Below are 20,396 nucleotides of genomic sequence, written 5' to 3' on the forward strand. Positions count from 1 at the left end.
AAGGAGATGTAAGACAATGAAGAAAATTTTAGTTGTGCTGATGGCTATGCTGACCATGGCTGTTATGCTTACCGGCTGCGGCGGCGACAGCAAAAAAGCAGCTTATCCTGCAGACGGAGATATTTCCGTAATTATTCCTAAGGCTCCGGGCGGCGGTACCGATATCTCTGCCAGAGGTCTGATTCAGTTCATGGAAAAAGAGCTGAAGGGCAGCAAATTTGTTCCCGTAAACAAACCCGATGGCGGCGGTGTAACCGGCATGGTAGAGCTGGCTAACGCTAAACCCGACGGCCATACTCTGGGCATGGTTACCGTTGAGCTGGCTATGTTCCCGCATCAGGGCAAATGTAAAAACACCTATAAGGATTATGCAGCTATCTGCGCTCCGATTGCAGCTCCGGCAGCTTTGATTGTGCCGAAGGATGCTCCTTATAATAATGTAGACGAATTCGTAGCCTTCGCTAAGGCAAACCCCGGCAAGGTGAAGATGGGTAACTCCGGTATCGGCGCTATCTGGCATATTGCTGCACTTTCCTTTGAAGAGGAATTTGGCGTACAATTCAAGCATGTACCATATCCGAAAGGATCCGCTGATATTGCTGCAGCTTTGGCAGGCAAGCACATCGATGCAACCCTGGCTGACCCGTCTGTTTTCAAGAGCCAGGTAGACGCAGGCAACCTGAAGATTCTTGCTGTTATGGCTGATACCCGCAGCGTAATCTATCCTGATGTTCCGACCTTCAAAGAGCTGGGGCACAACATGACCGTTCGCGCTTGGGCAGCACTGGTTGCTCCTAAGGATACTCCGAAAGAAAAGCTGGAAGCTCTGCGCGCTGCTGCTAAAAAGGTTTGCGAATCCAAGGAATTCAAGGATTATTTCATGAAACAGGGTATCGACCCGACCTGCATTATCGGTGCCGATGCTGATAAGATGATGGCTGAAGACCATGCAATGTATGAAAAATTCCTGAAGAAAGCAAAATAAAATCGCTGTAAGGCGTAAATGAAAATGCCGACGCTGTAACCCGGAAGGGTTGCGGACGTCGGCGTTTTTTCGTTCTTATTTCACCTGTAATTCTCTTGACCATACTATTACTATATAGCTTATAATAACAATAAAAATCAAAGGAGGCTGATTATGTCGGAACATTTATGCACCTTGTCGACAGGAGATAAGGTTTATTTTTACGATAAAAGCATCGTTATTTTTTTTGAAGGAGCGCGCAAAATCTTAAGCACCTCACTTTATAACGGCGGTTACCATGATGATTACGCTGCCGTATATAATTATGATGCCAAGCAGGGAGCAGGTATGCCCTGCGAAATGCTGGCTGATACCTATGTGGAGCACATGCGCCTTGTATCCAAGCGCTTGGCGCTGGACCCGGACAAGGTGAGCGGCATGGGTACGGCGGCAAGCATGGAAAACGCTGTGGTAGAGACATTGAGCTTTAAGGAGCTGACCGTAACTGCCATCGTAACCGGCGGTATCGAAACAAACGGTGGGCGTGCAGGTGACCCTGCTGATTATTATAAGCCTATGCCTAAGCCGAAGTACGGAACAATTAATATTATGCTGCTGTTGGACTGCGATATGCCGGAAGGAGTAATGGCGCGCGCCCTGGTGACCTGCACCGAGGCCAAGACTGCTGCTATTCAGGAGCTGCTGGAGGGAAGCAAATACTCCAACGGTATTGCTACAGGCTCCGGCACGGACCAGACAATTATCATCGCCAACAGTGCGAGCGAGCTGTACATGGAGGGAGCAGGCAAGCACTCTAAGCTAGGCGAGCTTATCGGCAAGACCGTGAAGAACGCAGTAAAAAAAGCGCTGGCCAAGCAATCCGGCCTCACTCCCGCAAAGCAGCATGACGTGTTCCGCCGCCTCAAACGCTTTGACATCAAGACGGGCGATATGTGGCAGGCATACAGCGCGCAGGATGCTGCGGTAGTAAAGCCGGAATATCTGCTGGCAGCCGAAAAGCTGGCCAAGGAAGATATAATGCTGGTATATACTTCGCTCTATGCGCACCTGCTGGACCAGCATTTGTGGGAGCTTATCAGCTCTAAAGAAATGCAGCTGGCAGGGCAGAAGCTGCTGCAGGCTATTGCAGAACAATATAATGTTGAAGCTGAGATTATAAATGAAGGCACTTTGGCTTCTATGCTGGCCTCCTGGCAGCAGCAGTTCAACAAAATTATCGCCCAACGCTTGCATCCGACTGCAAAAGAGAGCTAGTTTCAGGTGAGAAAAATATAAATATGCACTTGACCTTATAGCGGCAATATAGTGTATATTATGGTTGTAATCAAAGGAAGCGAGGTGAATAATATGCATCCGAAATTTGAAATTCCGACTGATCCGCACGGCAAGCATCGTTATGAAAGCGCTATGAAGCACGTAGAGGCTGCTAAAAAGGCAGGCAAATCCAGCGACGAAATCCATGCTATCTTCAAAAAGGTAATGGAGTTCAACCCGATGGACATTGAGTCCATTCCGCAGGATGAAGCACATGCTAAGTATCGCACTGCCATGGTGCATATGAAAAAAGCACTGGAAAGCGGTAAGAGCGCAGACGAAGCGCATGAGGTTTTCCGCAAAATCATGAATGGCGAGACCAGCGGTCACTGCCACCACAGCAAATAAGGCTGAAAGCAAAAGCATCGTAGGCTATTGAGGTAGCTTACGATGCTTTTTTGTATACAAAAAAGGCGCCTGCCGAAAGCTCGACAGGCGCCACTGGTCCGTATGACCAGGCATAAGCTCCGCAAAATTGCGGCTACTCATGCAACTAAGATAATTATAGCATAGGCAAAGAATAAAAACAATAGTTCGATAAAAGAAAAATGATATTGCGTAAAATAATTTATAAAAATTTTATAAAAGCAAGTCAAGATAGACAGATATTGTCCAATTTATATGGTAAGATTATATTAAAGCAGAAGTCAAAAAGCTTCGGCAACGCGAGAAGTTCGCAAAATGGCTTTTGTTTTAACCTGATATCTGTAATGCCGGGTATGATGGTATTCAAGATATCCTAATTATTGAAGGGAAGGTGTTTGAAAATGAGAACAACAGGAAAATTTGCGGCAGCAATCCTCAGCGCAATTATGATGGCTAATGGCTTGAGCCTGCCGATGGCTTATGCTGCGCCGTCAAGCCGGTATGTAAGTGTGGATGAAAAGTACGACCCGTTTGCAGAAGAAGAAATGCCTGCTAAGGAGGCAGATCCTTCGAAGCTGACCTTTAAGGAAAGACTTGCGCTGCAGAAAAAAGAGGAGCAGGCCGCTGCTCAAAAGGTAACAATTGCCAATGTTATGCCGGGACATATTTATATCCCTAAAAAAACTATGCTTAACGTTGAGCTTATCGAGCCTGCTAGCTCTAAAACTCACAAGAAAAATCAGCAGGTGGAGTTCAAGACTACAGAAAACCTGATAATTAACGGAGTTGTAGTTATTCCTAAAGGTACTATCGGCATGGGTTATGTATATGAAGTGCAGAAGGCAGGCGGCTTCGGCAGAAAGGGTGTACTGCGTATTGCAGGCAAGGAAATCAAGACGCTGAACAATGTCAGCGTTCCGTTGAGAAAAGGCCTCGAAGGCAAGGGCAAAACCGATGGCGGTGCTGTGGCTGTTGCTGCTGCGGTTAGCCTGGTGGGCGGTCTTTTTATGAAGGGCAGCAATATCAACTATCCGGCCGGTACTGATTTTCAGGTAGAGGTTAGGGATAATGTGGATTTGGGCGTAACTCCGGAGGAGCTGAAGGATGCTATGAATCCTAATATTCCGCATGGTCAGGAAATCGTTATTGAAGTTAAATAAGGTATCTGAGCAAATTAAGGTTTAACCTTTCGTGCTTTGGCAAATCTGCGCAGGCTGTGTGCTTGCGCAGATTTTTTGCATTAAAAAGCTGTGCGTGGGAGCGCATGACGGGGGAAGTAGGGGGGATAATCAAGCTAATTCAGCCTTAATCTTTTCAACCTGCTCAACAGAAAGCGAAGTACCTTTAGCGACATCTTGCACAGATAAGCCAATGCTTAAAAGACGTTTGGCGGTAGCAAGTTTTTCTTCGGCTTCACCTTTAGCAAAACCAATAGCTTCGCCTTCAGCAAGAGATTCTTCACGAATATCCTTCATACGCATTTCGTAAGTCATAGATGAACGCAATGAATTCGGTCATTGGGAAATAGATACTGTTATAGGAAGTAAAAGCAAGAGTGACAACGTGGTGTTGACTCTTGTGGAACGTATAACACGCAAGTATATCGCACTGAAAATAACTAGTAAAACATCCTTTGCTGTTAACGAAGGCATTGCTTACCTAAAAGAATACTATGGTACTAAATTCAGTCAGGTGTTTAAGACAATTACTAGCGATAATGGAAGCGAGTTTGCAGAACTCTCGCAAATAGAGAATGACACTTCTATAAAAATATATTTTGCACATCCTTACAGTTCTTGGGAAAGAGGCAGTAATGAGCGCCATAATGGTTTGCTCAGAAGATTCATCCGAAAAGGAAAGAGGATGGACAATTATAGCTACGAAGATATTATGTTTATCGCTGATTGGTGTAATTCACTTCCAAGGAAGATTCTGGGATATAAAACTCCAGATGAACTGTTTGACTTTGAGTTGGATAAGATCTATGCATCTTAATTTTCAAAAAGTGTGCAACTTCTTATTGCAATTTAGAGATATTATGTTTATCGCTGATTGGTGTAATTCACTTCCAAGGAAGATTCTGGGATATAAAACTCCAGATGAACTGTTTGACTTTGAGTTGGATAAGATCTATGCATCTTAATTTTCAAAAAGTGTGCAACTTCTTATTGCAATTTAGAAGATAATTGTGGTGCTGATACAATTTTGGGTTTTGGTAAGCCTATCATTAATTTACCTAAAAATAAGAACTCATCAACGGAATCTCCTATCAATCTGCGTAGACATGTAGTATGCGCAGATTTTTTCTAGCTAACAGGATATAACCGCCGCTGTTCCCCCCAATCCCCAGCAGGAAATTTTCTTTCGCCAGCGAATAAATATGAATACAGACAGATTAAAGTAGGTGATTGAATTGACAGTACCTGGATGGTTATTAAAAGAACATCAAATAGATAATAGTTTTCATTCAGATGACGAATTGTGGAGCGCTATTAACAATCTCTTTAATACAAGAACAAAATTTAGAACTAGCTACAAATTCTGTTTCCTAAAATCCATTTTAGATAATATCTATAACGTTAATGAAAGACTTGAACTGTCGATGATAGATATTTTCAGCAGATTCACAGAAATTTACTGGAATTTGATAGTAAAACACCATCTGAACCAGATTCGTCAGGGAAGCGGTACGAAATCAGCTATAGCTACTCTGATTAATGAAATAAGTGCCAATAATTGTGTATGCTCAGAAATGCCGTTTGAACGTCTTACGCAGATTGAAAAAGATAGGCTGATTCTTGGAGTAGTGAAGGAATGTTCAAAATATGTAGTTGGTGCGCTTTGTACAGATTTTCGTTATATTATTTATGGATTCGATAAGGATAAGACAAAAATCCAGTTTAGTTATTTTGCCTATATTTTCTTGGTAAAGTACGCGTATATTATTGGTAAGCTTAATTATTTTGAATGGATTAAATTTCTGGAAAGCGTTAATGATAAGGATTTGGCGTATAATATTGCAGGCTGTCTGGATGATTCTTCGCAAAGGGTGGACTTAAGCAAGTATAGGACCTTTCTCTTTAATGATTTACATGAGCATACCTGTTTTTATTGTGGCGCTGAATTGAACGGAACCTGTGAGGTTGATCATTTTATTCCTTGGTCATTTGTAAAGGACGATAAAATGTGGAATTTTGTACAGTCTTGCAAAAAATGCAATGGCAGCAAGCGTGACAAACTTACGGTTCCCTTTTATATGACAAGAATAGTCACTCGTAATAAGGAAATTCTTGCAAAAGCTGAGTTGATGAATGCTTTTCAGGATGATTTTTATGGTTACAATGATGACAGACTACCAGAGATGTATAAAAGTGCTGCATTCAATGGTTTTGAGGTTGGTTGGCAGCCAGCTATATAAGTGGAGCGTGTTAACGCAAAGTAAAAAGTAATAAGGATGGTGCTGATTATGGCTAATGTCATAGCTGTTATTTGGGACTTTGACAGGACTCTTGTAGATGGATATATGCAGGATCCTATCTTTAAAAAATATAATGTTGACGCTGCAAAGTTTTGGGCTGACATGGAGGCGGACAGAGAAAAATGCTCTAAAATAGCCTACAGAGTTAATAAAGATACCTATTATGTCAACTATTTCATTAAATGTGCTCATAACGGAACCCTACCCGGACTTAACAACGCTGCGCTGCTGGAGGCAGGACGTGAGCAAAAGTTCTATCCGGGAGTAGAGGCGCTGCTCAAAACCATCAAGGAAACGTTTAAGTATGATGCTGAATACGCCGAATATGGCATCAAAGTAGAAAACTACATTGTAAGCACAGGCTTTGCGGAAACTATCCGTGGAACTTCTCTGATGCCATGGATAGATGGAATTTGGGGATGCGAGCTTCTTGATGGACCGGATGGCAATGGTGGCAGTGTTATAAGTGAAGCGGTCTACACGATTGATAACACTACTAAAACACGTGCCCTGTTTGAAATAAATAAGGGGATAGGCAAGGTGCCGGATATAGACGTCAATTCCCAAATTGAAAAGTCTATGCGCCGTGTACAATTTGAGCATATGATTTATATTGCTGATGGTCCCAGCGATATACCTGCGTTTTCTGTGGTTAAACAAAACGGTGGTCTTACCTTTGCTATTTATCCCAAAGGCGATTACAGGGCAATGCAGCAGGTTGACCAGATGCGTGCTAACGGCAGGGTGGATATGTATGGCGAAGCTGATTACACTCCGGATACTACAGCCTATATGTGGATTACTGATAAAATCAGACAGATGGGCAAGCAGATACTTGCTGATGAAAAGGCTAGGATATGTGCTTCATCATCATCTGTGCCTAAGCACCTTAATTAAGCAGAATATGAAGGTGTTGTGATGCATCAGTGAATTTAGGGCGTCCAAATTGACAACATAAGAGCACCAAAACACAAAAGGCGTTCTACCGAACTGCGGTAGAACGCCTTTTGCATGACAGCAAAAAAATTATTTGCAGGACTGCTCAGCTTGCAATGCTTCAACCTGCTCAATCGGGAGAGAAGTAGCCTTGGCGATATCCTGCACGGAAAGTCCCATGCGGAAAAGACGCTTAGCAGTAGCGAGTTTCTCTTTAGCTTCGCCTTTGGCAATACCCACAGCTTCGCCTTCACGTCTTTCATCTAATAAACGTGCTTCCATAAGCATAAATTCTCGCCTCACTTTCGTATCTAATTTGAGATAGCTGATTTCGTCGTCAATCTGCTTAGTGAAATCAGTAGTTACAATGTGGTTGTTTACATAATCATAAAAGCTCTTGATGTCTTTAGAAATATCGCCATGCGTACCTTTCGTGTTTAAAATCATGGTGGTTGCTTCATCGGAAAGCTCCAACTCCCGATTTTCCAGACAACACTTTTTAAAGGTATAAACGTAATGATCCTGTTCAAAGAAATCAAAAACGCAGATAAAAATGATAAATGTCGGTGGCAGCAGGTCATACGGCTGTCCCTTCTGCAGCAAATCAATATCAAGCAGCGCCTGGTAATAACGGGAACGCTTAGGCAGAACGTAGGTGTCCGTATCGGGATTCTTCTTGTTTTTTACCTGCATTTCCAGATTATAATGCGTGTTTTTATCATCCGCTACGATTATATCAAGGCGGATGCCACGGCTGGTGTACTCAGGCTCAAGCGTCTTTTCTGCCTCCAGATAGTTGATATCCGCAATTTCTATCTGCAGCAGCTCCTCCAGCAGATGCTTGCAGATGCGCTTGCGCGACATAACCTTCTTGAAGATGAAGTCGCTTTGGATTGTCAGGTTTGCAAATTTTGTTGCCAGGTCTTGCATGGTTTTTCTCCTTTCATTTTAACACAGATAAAGTAAAAAATACATAAGCAGCGCAAAAACAAAAAAGAGCAGTACTCTGGCGATTAAAAATCGTCAGTTTGTACTACTCTTAGAATGTACCATATAAATATAAATGGCCTTGCTTAAGCTTCTGCAGAAAAGGTACATCTGCAGGATATACTGCTTATTTAATTGTCCGCAGGTAAATGAGCCGGATGCGTAAGCTTACTTGCGGTTTTCAAGAACTTAGTTTAAGTGTACTTGAAATATGGGGGAATGTCAAGGTAGTGGATAGAACGCCTTTACTATTCCTCCGCCATCTATGCTATAATAATATGTAGAAAAACCAACGTGAGGAGCGATTATCATGAAATACGTTGCCTGTTACGGCGATTCTCTGGTGCAGGGCTTTCCCTTCGGCCCACGCTATTCCTGGACCGCTCAGGTGGAAAAGCTTACGCAGATTAAAATGCTCAATTACGGCGTCTGTGGTGACTGCTGCGATGATATCATCTACCGCATGCGCCAGTACGCGCTGCCGGAATATGTGCATCACGTTATCTTCCTCGGCGGGGCCAACGACATTCTGCAGGGACGCCGCATTGAGGATATCAGCCGCGATTACAAGCGTGTGCTGGAGTGGTGCGAGGAAAAGCAGTACAGCCTGTGCGTAGTGCTGCCGTTCATCAGTACGGAGCAGGCGCTCAACCGTCAGCTGCTGAACCTGCGGCAGGAGGCAGAGCATATCTGCGGCGGCAAGGCCTTCCTGCTGGATTTGCAGCCTGCCATCGGCATGGACGCCGGGGCACGCTTCAAGGCCTACGTTGACGGCATTCATCCTAAGTCCCAGACGTATGAGGCGATGGGAAGCTATGCAGCGCCGCTGATCTGGAAGTGGCTGAAGAACGAAAAAGAGGCTTAGAAAAATTTTTAAAGGTGACAAGTAAAAATACTTGACAAGCATCGCTTTATGCTTTATACTTACATAGTCGACTAAATTTCGAGAGGGATAAATATGTCAGCAGAAGAAATTTTTGCGCAGCGTATGCGCTTAGGCAGGCTCTTTGATATTTACGGCGGTCTTCTGACAGCTAAGCAGAAGCAATGCCTGGGACTGTATTTCTATGACGACTTGTCTCTGAGTGAGATTTCGGAGGAGCTGGGCGTTTCGCGTCAGGCTGTCCACGACCTGCTCAAGCGTGTTGAGCAGCTGCTAGAACGTTATGAAGCATCACTGAAGGTGCTAAGCCGCGAGGAGGAGCTGCATGCTAAGCTGCAGCAGGCAATTGATTTGCTGGAAACTCCGGATGAGGCAAAAAAAGACGAGGCCGTGCAAATGCTGAAAGAGCTTTGCAGTGAAGGTAGGTAGATAGAATGGCATTTGAAAGTTTATCTGAAAGATTACAAAATGCATTAAAGATGTTCCGCGGCAACGGCAAGCTGACTGAGGAAGATTTAAAGGCTCCTATGCGCGAAGTGCGTATGGCGCTTTTAGAGGCCGACGTTAACTTCAAGGTTGTTAAGGACTTTGTAGCCAAGGTTAAAGAGCGCGCTGTTGGTGAAGCGATCGGCGAAGGCCTGAATCCGCATCAGCAGATTATCAAGATTGTTAACGAAGAGCTGATTGAGCTTTTGGGCGGTACCCAAAGCAAGCTCACTGTTGCTCCCAAACCGCCGACAGTTATCATGCTGGTTGGTCTGCAGGGCGCAGGTAAAACCACTACCGCCGGTAAGCTGGCCAACTACCTGAAGCGCAAGCACAAAAAACCGTTGCTGGTTGCAGGCGACGTTTACCGTCCTGCTGCTATTACTCAGCTACAGGTTTTGGGCGAGCAGCTGAATGTGCCGGTATTTACTCTGGGCGACAAGGTTTCTCCTGTAGAAATTGCCCAAAAGGCCATGGAAAAAGCACATAGCCTGGCATGCGATACGGTAATCATCGATACCGCAGGCCGCTTACATATAAATGAAGAGCTGATGGAGGAGCTGCGCAACATTAAAGGCGCTGTTCATCCTCAGGAAATTCTGCTGGTTGTAGATGCTATGACCGGTCAGGATGCAGTAACCGTTGCCGAGAGCTTTGACAAGGAATTGGGCATTGACGGCCTGATTGTTACCAAGCTTGATGGTGATGCCCGCGGTGGTGCGGTGCTTTCCGTAAAGGCTGTTACCGGCAAGCCGGTTAAGCTGATCGGTTTGGGCGAAAAGCTGGATGCTCTGGAGCCCTTCCATCCGGATCGTATGGCTTCCCGTATTCTGGGCATGGGCGATATCCTGACTCTGGTAGAAAAAATTCAGTCTACAACAGACCTCGCCAAGGCACTGGAGATGGAGAAAAAGCTGCGTAAGGATGAATTTACCTTAGAGCAGTTCCTGGACCAGATGCAGCAGGTTAAAAAGCTGGGTTCTCTGGAAACCATCTTAGGCTTAATCCCCGGCATGGGCGGCATCAGCCAGAAGCTGAAGGAAGCTAATGTGGACGAAAAGGAATTCGACCGCATCGAAGCAATCATCCGCTCCATGACCAAGAAGGAAAGACAAAAACCCGAAATCATCAACGGCAGCCGTCGTAAACGTATCGCTGCAGGCTGCGGCATGCGTGTACAGGATGTCAATAAGCTTCTGAAGAACTTCGAAGAAAGCAAGAAGATGATGAAGCGTATGCAGGGTATGGCAAAGTTTGCTTCCAAAGGCGGCTTCAAGCTGCCGTTTGGCAGATAATAAAGAAAGTTCCATGTTGTGAGATATTAATTTAAGGAGGTGAAAATCAACATGGCAGTTAAAATCCGTTTAAAACGTATGGGCGCTAAAAAAGCTCCTTTCTATCGTATTGTTGTTGCAGACGCTCGTTCTCCTCGTGATGGTCGTTTCATCGAATCTATCGGTTACTACGATTCCACCGTTCAACCGGCTAGCGTAAAAATCGATGCTGAGAAAGCTATCGACTGGATGAACAAAGGCGCTCAACCGACTGATACCGTTAAAAACCTGTTCAGCAAGGATGGTATCATGAAAAAATTTGCTGAAGCTAAAGCAGCAAAATAATTTGAGGGGGCGTGATCTACATGAAGGAATTGGTAGAAGTTATGGCCAAATCTCTTGTAAATGATCCCTCTGCAGTAGTAGTGGAGGAGGAGACAACCGGTACAACAACGGTGCTTCGCCTCCATGTTGCTTCTGAAGATATGGGTAAGGTTATTGGAAAACAGGGCCGTATCGCAAAAGCTATCAGAACTGTTATGAAAGCAGTAGCAACCCGTGAGAATGTGAAAGTCATTGTCGAAATTATTTGATTGAGGATGGTATATCGCTATGGATAAAATGATCGTTAGGGTTCCCGTCGCTGTTAAAGCAAAAGTTACTGAAGATTTAAAGTTGAAAATTGTTGGAGATCTCCAAAATACCATAAAGAATATGGAGCTTGATCTGGAGCAATTCGAGTTCCAGGCTAAAAAAGCATTGCATCAGGCTGCCAGCGATTTGAGCGTGCTTCCGGCTTTGCGCGAACAAATTGACATCGAAAGAAATAAGCGTACTGCTGCCAAACAAGAAGCAGAGGCTAAGCTGAAAAGAGCGGAAGCTCTGGAGCTGGGCGCTGAAATTGGTCATGGTACCCTGGAGCGTACTGTAGAAATTACCGTAGGCACCAATATTGATACCCTGATGGGCGCAGAAATCCTTACTGAAGACGGTAAGGTTATCGCTTTCCGCGAATAATCCATGGAAAACCAAATAGTTATTGGCAAAATTGTCGCTCCGCACGGTGTGCGGGGCGATATTCGTATATTGCCGTTAACCGATAAGCCGGAACAATTTTTAGACCTGGATTATCTGCTGCTGCCGGACGGTCGCAAGCTGACCGTGAAAGCAGCACGCTTTCATAAAAGAATGGTGCTGGTGACTACTGCCGAAATCAAAAGCATGAACGAGTCCGAGCTGCTGCGCGGTATGGAGGTAAGCATTAACGCTGAGGACCTGCCGGAGCTGGAGGAAGGACGCTTTTACGTTGCCGACCTCATCGGCCTGCCTGTTTATGACGAGCAGGGCGAGCAAATCGGTACCTTTAAGGACGCACTGAGCACAGGCAGCAACGATGTTTATGTTATCGCTGTCCCCGGTCAGAAGGATTACCTGCTGCCGGCACTGAAGAAATATGTCAAGGAAATCAATCTGGCAGAAAAGCGCATTGTCGTGGAGCTGCCTGAGTGGGTTGAGGCAGAATGAAGTTTTTATTTGTAACCTTATTTCCCGAACAGATTGAGCAGGCTGCAAGCCACAGTATTCTGCAGCGCGCTGCCTCCAAGGGCCTGATTGAGGTGAGCTGCATCAATCCGCGCGATTTTACGCATGACGTGCATCGCACGGTGGATGATTCTCCCTTCGGCGGCGGTGCAGGCATGGTGCTGAAGCCCGAGCCTATGGTGGCTGCTATCCGCAAGGCGAAGGAGCAGCTGCCGAATGCCCGCGTTATTGCCATGTGTCCGGGAGGACGCACGCTGAAGCAGAGCATCGTCGAGGAATATGCCCACAGCGGCCAGGATTTCATCTTCGTCTGCGGTCATTACGAGGGCTTTGACGAGCGCATCTTCTATTGGGTTGATGAAAAGCTGTCTATCGGCGATTATGTGCTCACCGGCGGCGAAATGCCTGCCATTATTGTGATGGATGCAATTTCCCGCTTTATTCCTGGCGTACTGGGTAAGATTGAAAGTGCGGAGGAGGATTCCTTCAGCACCGGTCTTCTGGAATACCCGCAGTACACCCGTCCGGTGAACTTTGAGGGCATGGAGGTGCCTGAGGTGCTGCGCAGCGGCAACCATGCGCTGATTAACAGCTGGCGCCTGAAGCAGTCGCTCAAAGCAACGCTTGCTCTGCGTCCCGACCTTTTGAGTGCGGAGCAGAAGGAGCTTTTGACAGGCCGCTTGCCCTATAAAATGAAAAAATCGGAGCGCCGCTTCTATGAGGAGCTGCGTGCTGAAATCGCTGCCGAGCAGGAAAAACGCGCAAGCGCCGAGGTGAAGGAGGATGAGGCGAATGGCTGATTTATATGTTGGCCTGGTCCATTATCCTATCTACAACAAGCGCATGAACGTTATCGCCGGCGCGGTGACTAACTTTGATATCCACGATATATCGCGTACCTGCCGCACTTATAACGTGCAGGGCTATTACATCATCCATCCGCTGGAGGTCCAGAAGCAGATTATCGACAAGATACTTTCCTACTGGCAGGAGGGCTATGGCAAGGTGTATAACCCCGACCGTGCTGACGCGCTGAGCCGTGTGCTGTGGCAGCCTGATATCGCAAGTGCGGTGCAGACGATAGCAGAGCGCACAGGCAAGCAGCCTTACGTTGTCACTACGGATGCACGCATTTATCCCAACACCGTTTCCTACAGCTTTATGCGCAAGCAGCTGCAGGAGGGTGACAGACCGGTGCTGCTTTTGTTCGGCACAGGCTTTGGCATCGAGGCGGAAACTATGGCCAAATTTGATTATATTCTGGAGCCTGTTTACGGCCCGTGTGACTATAATCATCTTTGCGTGCGCAGTGCCGCAGCCATTATTCTGGACAGGCTTGCAGGCGAGCCCTGGTGGGAAAAAAATTAAAGAAAAATGCAAGAAATTATACACTTTTCTCTTGCATAAATTGGTTGTCTATGATACAATTTACGTTGTGTAATACGGACGGTCCGCTGTGGAGTTCGCACATGAACGTCTATGATTTAGGAGGAAACTATGAACATTATTGAAGTACTGGAACAAGAACAACTTCGTTCCGACATCCCTGAGTTTAAAGCAGGCGACACCGTTAAAGTTTATTGCAAAATCGTCGAGGGTACCCGCGAGCGCGTTCAGCTGTTTGAAGGCGTTGTAATTTCCCGCAGTGGCTCCGGCGTTCGTGAAAACTTCACCGTTCGTCGTATTTCTTACGGCGTTGGCGTAGAAAGAACTTTCCCGGTTCACAGCCCGCGTATTGAGAAAATTGTTGTAGCACGCGTTGGTATCGTTCGCCGTGCTAAACTGTATTATCTGCGCAAACTGACTGGTAAAGCTGCTCGTATCAGAGAAAAACGCTAATCAATCTTTGTTTATAGTAAAAGGGACTGTAGTAGTACGGTCCCTTTTATTACGTTATGAAGCATTTATGCTTTAAAATAAAGCAAATTTACAATTATGTCATAACTGAAGCTGCAATCTATGCTACAATATATCTATATTATTGTAGTTAAAAATCCGGCCTGTGCCGGCGATAGAGAGGAGGCTCATTAGTTGAGCAAGAAAAGTGAAACCTCCTGGCAGGATTCTGCCAGTGATTGGCTTGTTTCGATTATTATTGCGGTAGCACTGGCATTCTGCATCCGCACCTTTTTGGTAGAGCCTTATATGGTAGAAGGCTCCTCTATGTATCCTACTCTGGTAAACCATGAGCGTCTTGTCGTTGATAAGCTGAGCTACTTTGTTACCGACCCGAAGAAGGGCGAAATCGTAGTTTTCCGCTTCCCCAAGGACCAGACCCGTGACTTTATCAAGCGCGTTATCGCAGTTGGCGGTGACACTGTGGAGATGCAGCAGGGCAAGGTATTCGTCAACGGCAAGCAGCTGAACGAAACCTATATCTACCACAATGACCCGAAGGGCAAAAATATTTCCGATTACCGCAAGGTAGTTGTTCCCAAGGATACCATCTTTGTATTAGGTGATAATCGTAATAACTCTGAGGACAGCCGTTTTGCCGACGTTGGCTTTGTGCCGCTGAAGCTTGTTAAGGGACGTGCGCTGCTAGCTTTCTGGCCGCTGGACAAGATGCGCGTGCTGAAGGCTGATACGGGTATGGGCGAATGATGCTGGAGGATTTTAAGATTCAGTGGTTCCCCGGTCATATGACCAAGGCGAAGCGCATGATGGAAAGCCAGATTAAGCTGGTTGACGTTGTTGTGGAGATGCTGGATGCGCGTATTCCTCGCTCCAGTACCAACCCCATGCTGCAGGATATCCTTGGCAGCAAGCCGAAGGTTATCGCACTGAACAAGATTGATATGGCAGACAAGGCTCAGACTGATGTGTGGCTGGAAAAAATCAAGCACAGCGGTCTGCCTGTGTGCAAGATTGACTGCGCTACCGGTAAGGGCGTCAAGCAGCTTATCAGTGCAGTTCAGCTGGCTGCGAAGCCGGTGATTGATAAATGGCTGAAGAAGGGCGTGCGCAACCGTCCCGTCCGCGTTATGATTGTAGGTATTCCGAACGTCGGCAAGTCTACCCTGATTAACCGCCTCGTAGGCAAGAACAAGGTAATGGCTGCCGATAAGCCGGGTGTAACACGCGGACAGCAGTGGGTAACGATTGCCAAGGGCTTAGAGCTTTTGGATACGCCGGGTGTACTCTGGCCTAAGTTTGATGACCCGTCGGTGGGCTTTGCGCTTGCCGTTACCGGTGCCATCAAGGAGGATGTATTCGACAGGGAGCAGGCCGTAGAGCTGCTGCTTGATCTGTTGATACGCAAATATCCTCAGGATTTGCAAAATAAATATGCAGTAAGCCTCGAGCAGGGTGATGATGTCAACGCCGTTATGGCGAAGATTGCCGTTGCCAGAGGTTGTCTGAAGTCTGGTGGACAGCTTGACATCGATAAGGTGGTTCAGCTTGTACTCAGAGATTTCCGAGCAGGACGTTTAGGGCGGTTTACAATCGACGAGCCTTGATTTGTCGTGCCATAAAAACCGCCGCAGGGCGGTTTTTCTTTATGCAAAAATAAATGTTAAGGGGGATACAGAAGATGAATATTACCGAAATCAAGGAGCTGCTGGCAGGAGCACCGACGGCGGAGCAGCTGGCGACATTGGCAGCAGACGAGCGCAAGGGAGTACAGAAGCTGCTGGCAGCATACAACAAGCGTCTGGAGAAGGCGGCGGCGGAGAAGGAGCGCTTCACGGCGATGCTGAAATTGGAACGCGAGCTGTATGACGAGGGCTGCGAGCTGATTGCCGGCGTAGATGAGGCAGGACGCGGACCTTTGGCAGGACCGCTGGTTATCGCTGCCGTTATTCTGCCCAAGGATGTGTTTATCAGCGGACTGAACGATTCCAAGCAGCTTTCCGCTGCTAAGCGCGATATGCTGTATAACGAGGTTATGGCCAAGGCGCTGGATATCGAGGTGAACATCGTCAGCGTCAGCAATATTGATGAGCTGAATATTTACTACGCTACACAGCAGGGCATGGCGCAGGTGCTGGAAAACCTGCACTGCCGTCCGCAGGCAGCGCTGATTGACGCTATGCCGGTGAAGGTTCCAGGTATGAAGATTGAATCCGTGGTGCACGGTGATGCGCTGAGCGCTTCTATTGCCGCTGCTTCGATTATTGCGAAGGTAACCCGTGACCGCATCATGGAGCGCCTTGATCTTGTTTATCCTGCCTACGGCTTTGCGCATAACAAGGGCTATGGCAGCGGCGCGCATATGCAGGCTGTGAGCGAGCTGGGAGCCACACGCTGGCACCGCCGCAGCTTTGAGCCTGTGAAGAGCATGCAGCTGCCGCTGGTGGCTGCTGAGGAAAATATCCTCTATGCTCCGCAGACGGATAACTATGAGTACCCCGTCGAGGAGTAGTCTTGGGAAATACGGCGAAGATTTTGCCTGCCGCTATCTGCAAAATATGGGTTATAAACTGTTAGCCCGCAACTTTCGCTGTCACCGTTATGGTGAGATTGATCTTATTGTTGAAAAAAGTGGCTGTATCAGCTTCATAGAGGTCAAGACACGTGCTTCTACCCGGTTCGGCAGACCGATAGAGGCCGTGACACCGGCAAAGCAAAGAAAAATTCATCGTTGCGCTGAATATTATCTCCAATGCAGAGGTCTGCTGGAGCAGCCGCCGGTGCTTTCCTTTGATGTAGTAGAAATTATCATTGAAAGCACTGCGGCTATCAGCATCAGGCATTGGCCGCACTGCTTTTAAAAGAAACGGAGTGTTGATAATGTTTGCACAGATTCTTGGCGAAACAACTTGTGGTATTGATGGTGTACAGATTTTGGTTGAGGTGGACGTGAGCAACGGCTTGCCCAGCTTTGATCTTGTGGGACTGCCGGCGATGGCTGTGCGTGAGTCCAAGGAGCGCGTGAAGGCGGCGCTGCGTAATTCCGATTATCCCTTCCCGATGACGCGCATTACGGTCAATCTGGCGCCCGCAGATTTGCGTAAGGAAGGCAGCGGCCTTGACTTGCCGATTGCCATAGGCCTGATGACCTGCGGCAGAATTCTGGAGCCGGAAAAGCTGGAGAACAAGGTTTTCATCGGCGAGCTGTCGCTGGACGGCAGAATCCGCAAGGTTTCCGGCGTGCTTTCCATGATTATGGATGCCAAGAAGTGCGGGGCGCAGGAGGTGTATATTCCGCAGGCCAATGCTGCCGAGGGCAAGTTGATTCATGGTATTGATGTGTATACGGTGGCAACCTTAAAGGAGCTGGTGGAGCACCTGAAGGGGAAGAACACGCTGACGCCGCTGCCGAAGGAAAATATTCTGCAGAACAATAACAGGATTTATCATGTGGATTTTGCTGACGTCAAAGGCCAGCTTGTAGCACGCAGAGCGTTGGAGATTGCTGCCGCCGGCGGTCACAGTATCCTGATGGTGGGTTCTCCTGGCTGCGGGAAAACGATGCTGGCACGCCGTTTGGTGACGATTCTGCCGCCGATGACGGAGGCCGAGGCGCTGGAGGTTACTAAGATTTACAGCATCGTGGGACTTTTGCCGCAGGCCGACAGTGTCATGCTGGAGCGTCCGTTCCGCAGTCCACATCACAGCATCAGCGGCAGCGCCTTGCTTGGCGGCGGCAGTACACCACGCCCGGGAGAGGTGACGCTGGCGCACAACGGCGTACTCTTTTTGGACGAGCTGCCGGAGTTTGAACGTGCTACGTTGGAGATGCTGCGTCAGCCGCTGGAGGATGGAGAGGTGAGTATTTCGCGCGTCAGGGCGGCAATGACCTTCCCGAGCAAGTTTATTTTATGCGCTGCTCAAAATCCTTGCCCCTGTGGGTTCCTCGGTGATTCGGTGCACCGCTGTTCATGTAAACAATCGGAAATTGACAGCTATAAACGTAAGATTTCCGGTCCGCTGATGGACAGAATCGATATGCAGATAAACCTGAGCAGGGTGGAGTTCAGCGAGCTGAAAACGAAGGAAAAGGGCGAATCTTCGGCTGCCATCCGCGAACGCGTGGTGAAGGCGCGACTGCTGCAGCAGGAGCGCTTGGAAGCCTTGGGGATGCACTGCAATGCGCAGATGGGCCGGAGCGAGGTTGTTAAATATTGCCAGCTGGACGCGGCGGCGCAGAATGTTATGGAGCGTTACTTTAATATGCTCAACCTCAGCGCCCGCAGCCATGACCGTATCCTTAAGGTGGCACGCACGATTGCGGACCTTGCGGGCAGCGAGAACATTGAGGCGGTGCATCTGGCGGAGGCCATTCAGCTGCGCACCAGCGTGCGGCAGTAAGGAGCAGGCTTCGAAGCAGGTAAGCTTAACGCTCTGCATATTACTGACGGTAGTACGCAGAGCGTTTTTTGTTGCTTTCTTTCTTAAAATGATGTAAAATAAAAGAAAACGAAAGGAACGAAAGCTAATGACAAAAGAAACACTTGCGTATGAGAATATCGACAGAGAGTTTAAAGAGCTGTATGTCAGTGACATCAAAAAAACAGTAGTTGCTTTTGCCAATACAGAGGGCGGAATTTTATATATCGGCATAAATGATGCAGGAGAGGTTGTCGGTCTGCCAAACGTAGACGATGTAATGCAGCAGACAGCCAATACGCTTAAGGACAGCATTGCACCGGATGTTATGCCGTTTGTCAAAATACGCGCAGTTACCAAAGAAGGTAAACAGATTATTAAGGTTGCGGTGCAAAACGGCACGAGCAGACCGTATTATATTCGTGAAAAAGGCTTAAAGCCCAGTGGTGTTTATATCAGGCAGGGCAGCAGCAACCAGCAGCTGAGCGATGAAGGCATTCGCCGTATGCTGATAGAGGTTAACGGTAAAAGCTATGAAAGCATGCGCAGTATGCAGCAGGAGCTGACCTTTACTGCTTTGCGCAAGCATTTTCGGCAGCGTGAGCTGAAATTGGATGAGGCGCAGCTGCGCACTCTTAAGCTCATCGGTGACGATGGCCTGTACACAAATCTGGCGCTGCTGCTGTCCGAGCAGTGCGAGCATTCGCTGAAGGTTGCGGTTTTTCAGGGCAGTACGAGAGCGGTTTTTCGCGATAGACGTGAGTTTACCGGCTCTTTGCTGCAGCAGCTTTACGATGCTTACGCATTTATAGATAATTATAATAAGACTAAGGCAACCTTTCACGGCTTGGAGCGTGTAGATACGCAGGATTATCCGCCTGAGGCTGTGCGCGAGGTGCTGCTGAACTGCCTTGTGCACCGTGATTACAGCTTCAGCGGCAGCACGTTGGTTAATATTTACGATGACCGCATTGAGTTTATCTCTTTGGGAGGACTCGTCACTGGCTTAAAAATGGAAACAATTTTCATCGGCGTATCGCAGACGCGCAATCCTGCACTGGCTGCCGTGTTCTACCGCTTGCGCTTAATTGAGAGCTTTGGTACGGGGATTGAAAAAATTCAGCAGAGCTATTTGGATACTGCGGCAAGGCCGGAATTTATTGCGGTTTATGGTGGCTTTAAGGTTATTTTGCCCAATATTAATGAGGTGCAGGCCAAGGAGTTTAGCATCAGCGAAACGCAGGAATGCTATGGCTTTGCGGATGAAAAGGACAAAGTAATGCAGCTGGCTGCTATGCAGGGCTATGTTACTCGCAAGCAGGTTGAGGATGCCTTGCAGGTGAAAACAACTAAGGCCTATATGCTTTTGCAGGAGCTGTGCGATGCAGGCAGGCTGACGCCTATCGGAGTAGGGAGAAGCAGAAAGTATATCAGCAGGTGAAGTCAACGCTTTGCGTATTACTGACGGTAGTACGCAGAGCGTTTTTTGTTACAAATCTGTAAACAGCTTTACAAAAGTTTCCCGAAATAAAAAAATCTGCAAGTTTTTGTACAAAGGTGTTGACGAAAGATATACGCAGTGGTAAACTAGGCACAACTTCAAAAAAACCACAAACCGTTGAGACGGAGATCAAGTCAGCAGATGCGCTTACAGAGAGTTCGGGCAGGTGGGAGCCGGATAGAGATGCAGGCTGATAAATGGACCGTTGAGGGTGCTGTCAAATCGCTTCGGCGAGAGTATTCGGCAACGCAACACCGGCGTTAAAGGTGAGGAGTGTGATGGCACTCTGCGAGAGCGCGTCGCGATAGCGACGAAATAAGGTGGTACCGCAGGTATAAGTATTTACAGCCTGTCCTTGGAATTGCTTAGAA

General features: G+C 47.3%; 24 protein-coding genes and 1 pseudogene. 23 read left to right on the top strand and 2 right to left on the bottom strand.

The annotated features are described in order from the left end of the window. The first annotated feature begins 16 nt into the window (after positions 1 to 16). The 4 genes from M5E81_RS05065 to M5E81_RS05080 all read left to right on the top strand — a co-directional run bounded on the left by M5E81_RS05065 (position 17) and on the right by M5E81_RS05080 (position 3,825). The gene (locus M5E81_RS05065; protein ID WP_249748025.1) at positions 17 to 985 is read left to right on the top strand and encodes a tripartite tricarboxylate transporter substrate binding protein; all 969 of its coding nucleotides are present in this window, start codon (positions 17 to 19) and stop codon (positions 983 to 985) included. Positions 986 to 1,138: 153 nt separating this feature from the next. Beyond that, positions 1,139 to 2,239, top strand: a complete 1,101-nt coding sequence (locus M5E81_RS05070; protein ID WP_249748026.1) for an adenosylcobinamide amidohydrolase — start codon at positions 1,139 to 1,141, stop codon at positions 2,237 to 2,239. 93 nt (positions 2,240 to 2,332) lie between these two features. Continuing rightward, the gene (locus tag M5E81_RS05075) at positions 2,333 to 2,647 is read left to right on the top strand and encodes a hypothetical protein (RefSeq protein WP_040565031.1); all 315 of its coding nucleotides are present in this window, start codon (positions 2,333 to 2,335) and stop codon (positions 2,645 to 2,647) included. A gap of 419 nt (positions 2,648 to 3,066) precedes the next feature. Continuing rightward, the gene (locus M5E81_RS05080) at positions 3,067 to 3,825 is read left to right on the top strand and encodes a hypothetical protein (protein ID WP_249748027.1); all 759 of its coding nucleotides are present in this window, start codon (positions 3,067 to 3,069) and stop codon (positions 3,823 to 3,825) included. A 129-nt stretch (positions 3,826 to 3,954) separates the two neighbouring features. Here M5E81_RS05080 and M5E81_RS05085 read toward each other — a convergent pair whose 3' ends face one another. Then, positions 3,955 to 4,158, bottom strand: coding sequence for a hypothetical protein (locus tag M5E81_RS05085; protein ID WP_009145278.1), 204 nt, complete (start codon positions 4,156 to 4,158; stop codon positions 3,955 to 3,957). On the opposite strand from M5E81_RS05085, the pseudogene M5E81_RS05090 reads away from it, so the two are divergent. The 3 genes and pseudogenes from M5E81_RS05090 to M5E81_RS05100 all read left to right on the top strand — a co-directional run. Further along, positions 4,157 to 4,660 (top strand): annotated as a pseudogene (locus M5E81_RS05090) (IS30 family transposase); the annotation flags it as partial. The gene M5E81_RS05085 and the pseudogene M5E81_RS05090 overlap by 2 nt on opposite strands. Before the next feature lie 418 nt (positions 4,661 to 5,078). Further along, entirely contained in the window at positions 5,079 to 6,083 is a 1,005-nt protein-coding gene (locus M5E81_RS05095) for an HNH endonuclease domain-containing protein (RefSeq protein WP_249748028.1), read from the top strand. Between the two features lie 48 nt (positions 6,084 to 6,131). After that, complete coding sequence (locus M5E81_RS05100) at positions 6,132 to 7,040, top strand: HAD family hydrolase (protein WP_249748029.1); 909 nt, start codon at positions 6,132 to 6,134, stop codon at positions 7,038 to 7,040. 129 nt (positions 7,041 to 7,169) lie between these two features. Here the strand turns inward: M5E81_RS05100 and M5E81_RS05105 are convergent, their stop codons facing one another. Next, positions 7,170 to 8,009, bottom strand: a complete 840-nt coding sequence (locus M5E81_RS05105; RefSeq protein WP_249748030.1) for an Rpn family recombination-promoting nuclease/putative transposase — start codon at positions 8,007 to 8,009, stop codon at positions 7,170 to 7,172. A 367-nt stretch (positions 8,010 to 8,376) separates the two neighbouring features. Here M5E81_RS05105 and M5E81_RS05110 point away from each other — a divergent pair, with 367 nt between their 5' ends. From M5E81_RS05110 to M5E81_RS05185, 16 genes are all read left to right on the top strand, one after another. Then, a complete protein-coding gene (locus M5E81_RS05110) occupies positions 8,377 to 8,931 on the top strand; it encodes a GDSL-type esterase/lipase family protein (protein ID WP_249748031.1) in 555 nt (184 codons plus the stop codon). 93 nt (positions 8,932 to 9,024) lie between these two features. Beyond that, positions 9,025 to 9,378, top strand: a complete 354-nt coding sequence (gene ylxM / locus M5E81_RS05115; RefSeq protein WP_249748032.1) for a YlxM family DNA-binding protein — start codon at positions 9,025 to 9,027, stop codon at positions 9,376 to 9,378. 5 nt (positions 9,379 to 9,383) lie between these two features. Continuing rightward, positions 9,384 to 10,730, top strand: coding sequence for a signal recognition particle protein (gene ffh / locus M5E81_RS05120; RefSeq protein WP_009145931.1), 1,347 nt, complete (start codon positions 9,384 to 9,386; stop codon positions 10,728 to 10,730). 51 nt (positions 10,731 to 10,781) lie between these two features. Further along, complete coding sequence (gene rpsP, locus M5E81_RS05125; RefSeq protein WP_009145930.1) at positions 10,782 to 11,054, top strand: 30S ribosomal protein S16; 273 nt, start codon at positions 10,782 to 10,784, stop codon at positions 11,052 to 11,054. Between the two features lie 20 nt (positions 11,055 to 11,074). Beyond that, positions 11,075 to 11,302: a KH domain-containing protein gene (locus tag M5E81_RS05130; protein WP_009145929.1), complete on the top strand. Its 228-nt coding sequence runs from the start codon at positions 11,075 to 11,077 to the stop codon at positions 11,300 to 11,302. Positions 11,303 to 11,321: 19 nt separating this feature from the next. Next, positions 11,322 to 11,726 (top strand): YlqD family protein, encoded by a 405-nt coding sequence (locus M5E81_RS05135; RefSeq protein WP_009145928.1) that lies wholly within the window; start codon positions 11,322 to 11,324, stop codon positions 11,724 to 11,726. Between the two features lie 3 nt (positions 11,727 to 11,729). Continuing rightward, positions 11,730 to 12,233, top strand: a complete 504-nt coding sequence (gene rimM, locus M5E81_RS05140; RefSeq protein WP_009145927.1) for a ribosome maturation factor RimM — start codon at positions 11,730 to 11,732, stop codon at positions 12,231 to 12,233. After that, positions 12,230 to 13,051: a tRNA (guanosine(37)-N1)-methyltransferase TrmD gene (gene trmD / locus M5E81_RS05145; RefSeq protein ID WP_249748033.1), complete on the top strand. Its 822-nt coding sequence runs from the start codon at positions 12,230 to 12,232 to the stop codon at positions 13,049 to 13,051. Before rimM ends, trmD begins: the two co-directional genes overlap by 4 nt. Then, positions 13,044 to 13,619, top strand: a complete 576-nt coding sequence (locus M5E81_RS05150) for an RNA methyltransferase (RefSeq protein WP_249748034.1) — start codon at positions 13,044 to 13,046, stop codon at positions 13,617 to 13,619. The genes trmD and M5E81_RS05150 overlap by 8 nt, the downstream gene beginning before the upstream one ends. Positions 13,620 to 13,748: 129 nt before the next feature. Then, positions 13,749 to 14,090 (top strand): 50S ribosomal protein L19, encoded by a 342-nt coding sequence (gene rplS / locus M5E81_RS05155; protein WP_009145924.1) that lies wholly within the window; start codon positions 13,749 to 13,751, stop codon positions 14,088 to 14,090. A gap of 192 nt (positions 14,091 to 14,282) precedes the next feature. After that, positions 14,283 to 14,855, top strand: a complete 573-nt coding sequence (lepB, locus tag M5E81_RS05160; RefSeq protein ID WP_249748035.1) for a signal peptidase I — start codon at positions 14,283 to 14,285, stop codon at positions 14,853 to 14,855. Next, on the top strand, positions 14,852 to 15,712 hold the full coding sequence (gene ylqF / locus M5E81_RS05165; protein WP_249748036.1) for a ribosome biogenesis GTPase YlqF: 861 nt from the start codon (positions 14,852 to 14,854) through the stop codon (positions 15,710 to 15,712). The genes lepB and ylqF overlap by 4 nt, the downstream gene beginning before the upstream one ends. Positions 15,713 to 15,777: 65 nt before the next feature. Continuing rightward, positions 15,778 to 16,617 (top strand): ribonuclease HII, encoded by an 840-nt coding sequence (locus tag M5E81_RS05170; RefSeq protein WP_148495349.1) that lies wholly within the window; start codon positions 15,778 to 15,780, stop codon positions 16,615 to 16,617. Beyond that, positions 16,595 to 16,966 carry a YraN family protein gene (locus tag M5E81_RS05175; RefSeq protein WP_009145920.1) on the top strand — a complete coding sequence of 124 codons (372 nt, stop codon included), beginning with the start codon at positions 16,595 to 16,597 and terminating at the stop codon, positions 16,964 to 16,966. The genes M5E81_RS05170 and M5E81_RS05175 overlap by 23 nt, the downstream gene beginning before the upstream one ends. A gap of 19 nt (positions 16,967 to 16,985) precedes the next feature. Further along, the gene (locus M5E81_RS05180; RefSeq protein ID WP_249748037.1) at positions 16,986 to 18,506 is read left to right on the top strand and encodes a YifB family Mg chelatase-like AAA ATPase; all 1,521 of its coding nucleotides are present in this window, start codon (positions 16,986 to 16,988) and stop codon (positions 18,504 to 18,506) included. Between the two features lie 127 nt (positions 18,507 to 18,633). After that, complete coding sequence (locus M5E81_RS05185; protein ID WP_249748038.1) at positions 18,634 to 19,965, top strand: RNA-binding domain-containing protein; 1,332 nt, start codon at positions 18,634 to 18,636, stop codon at positions 19,963 to 19,965. Positions 19,966 to 20,396 lie beyond the last annotated feature (431 nt).

The sequence above is a fragment of the Phascolarctobacterium succinatutens genome (assembly GCF_023497905.1).
GTDB classification, from domain to species: domain Bacteria; phylum Bacillota; class Negativicutes; order Acidaminococcales; family Acidaminococcaceae; genus Phascolarctobacterium_A; species Phascolarctobacterium_A succinatutens.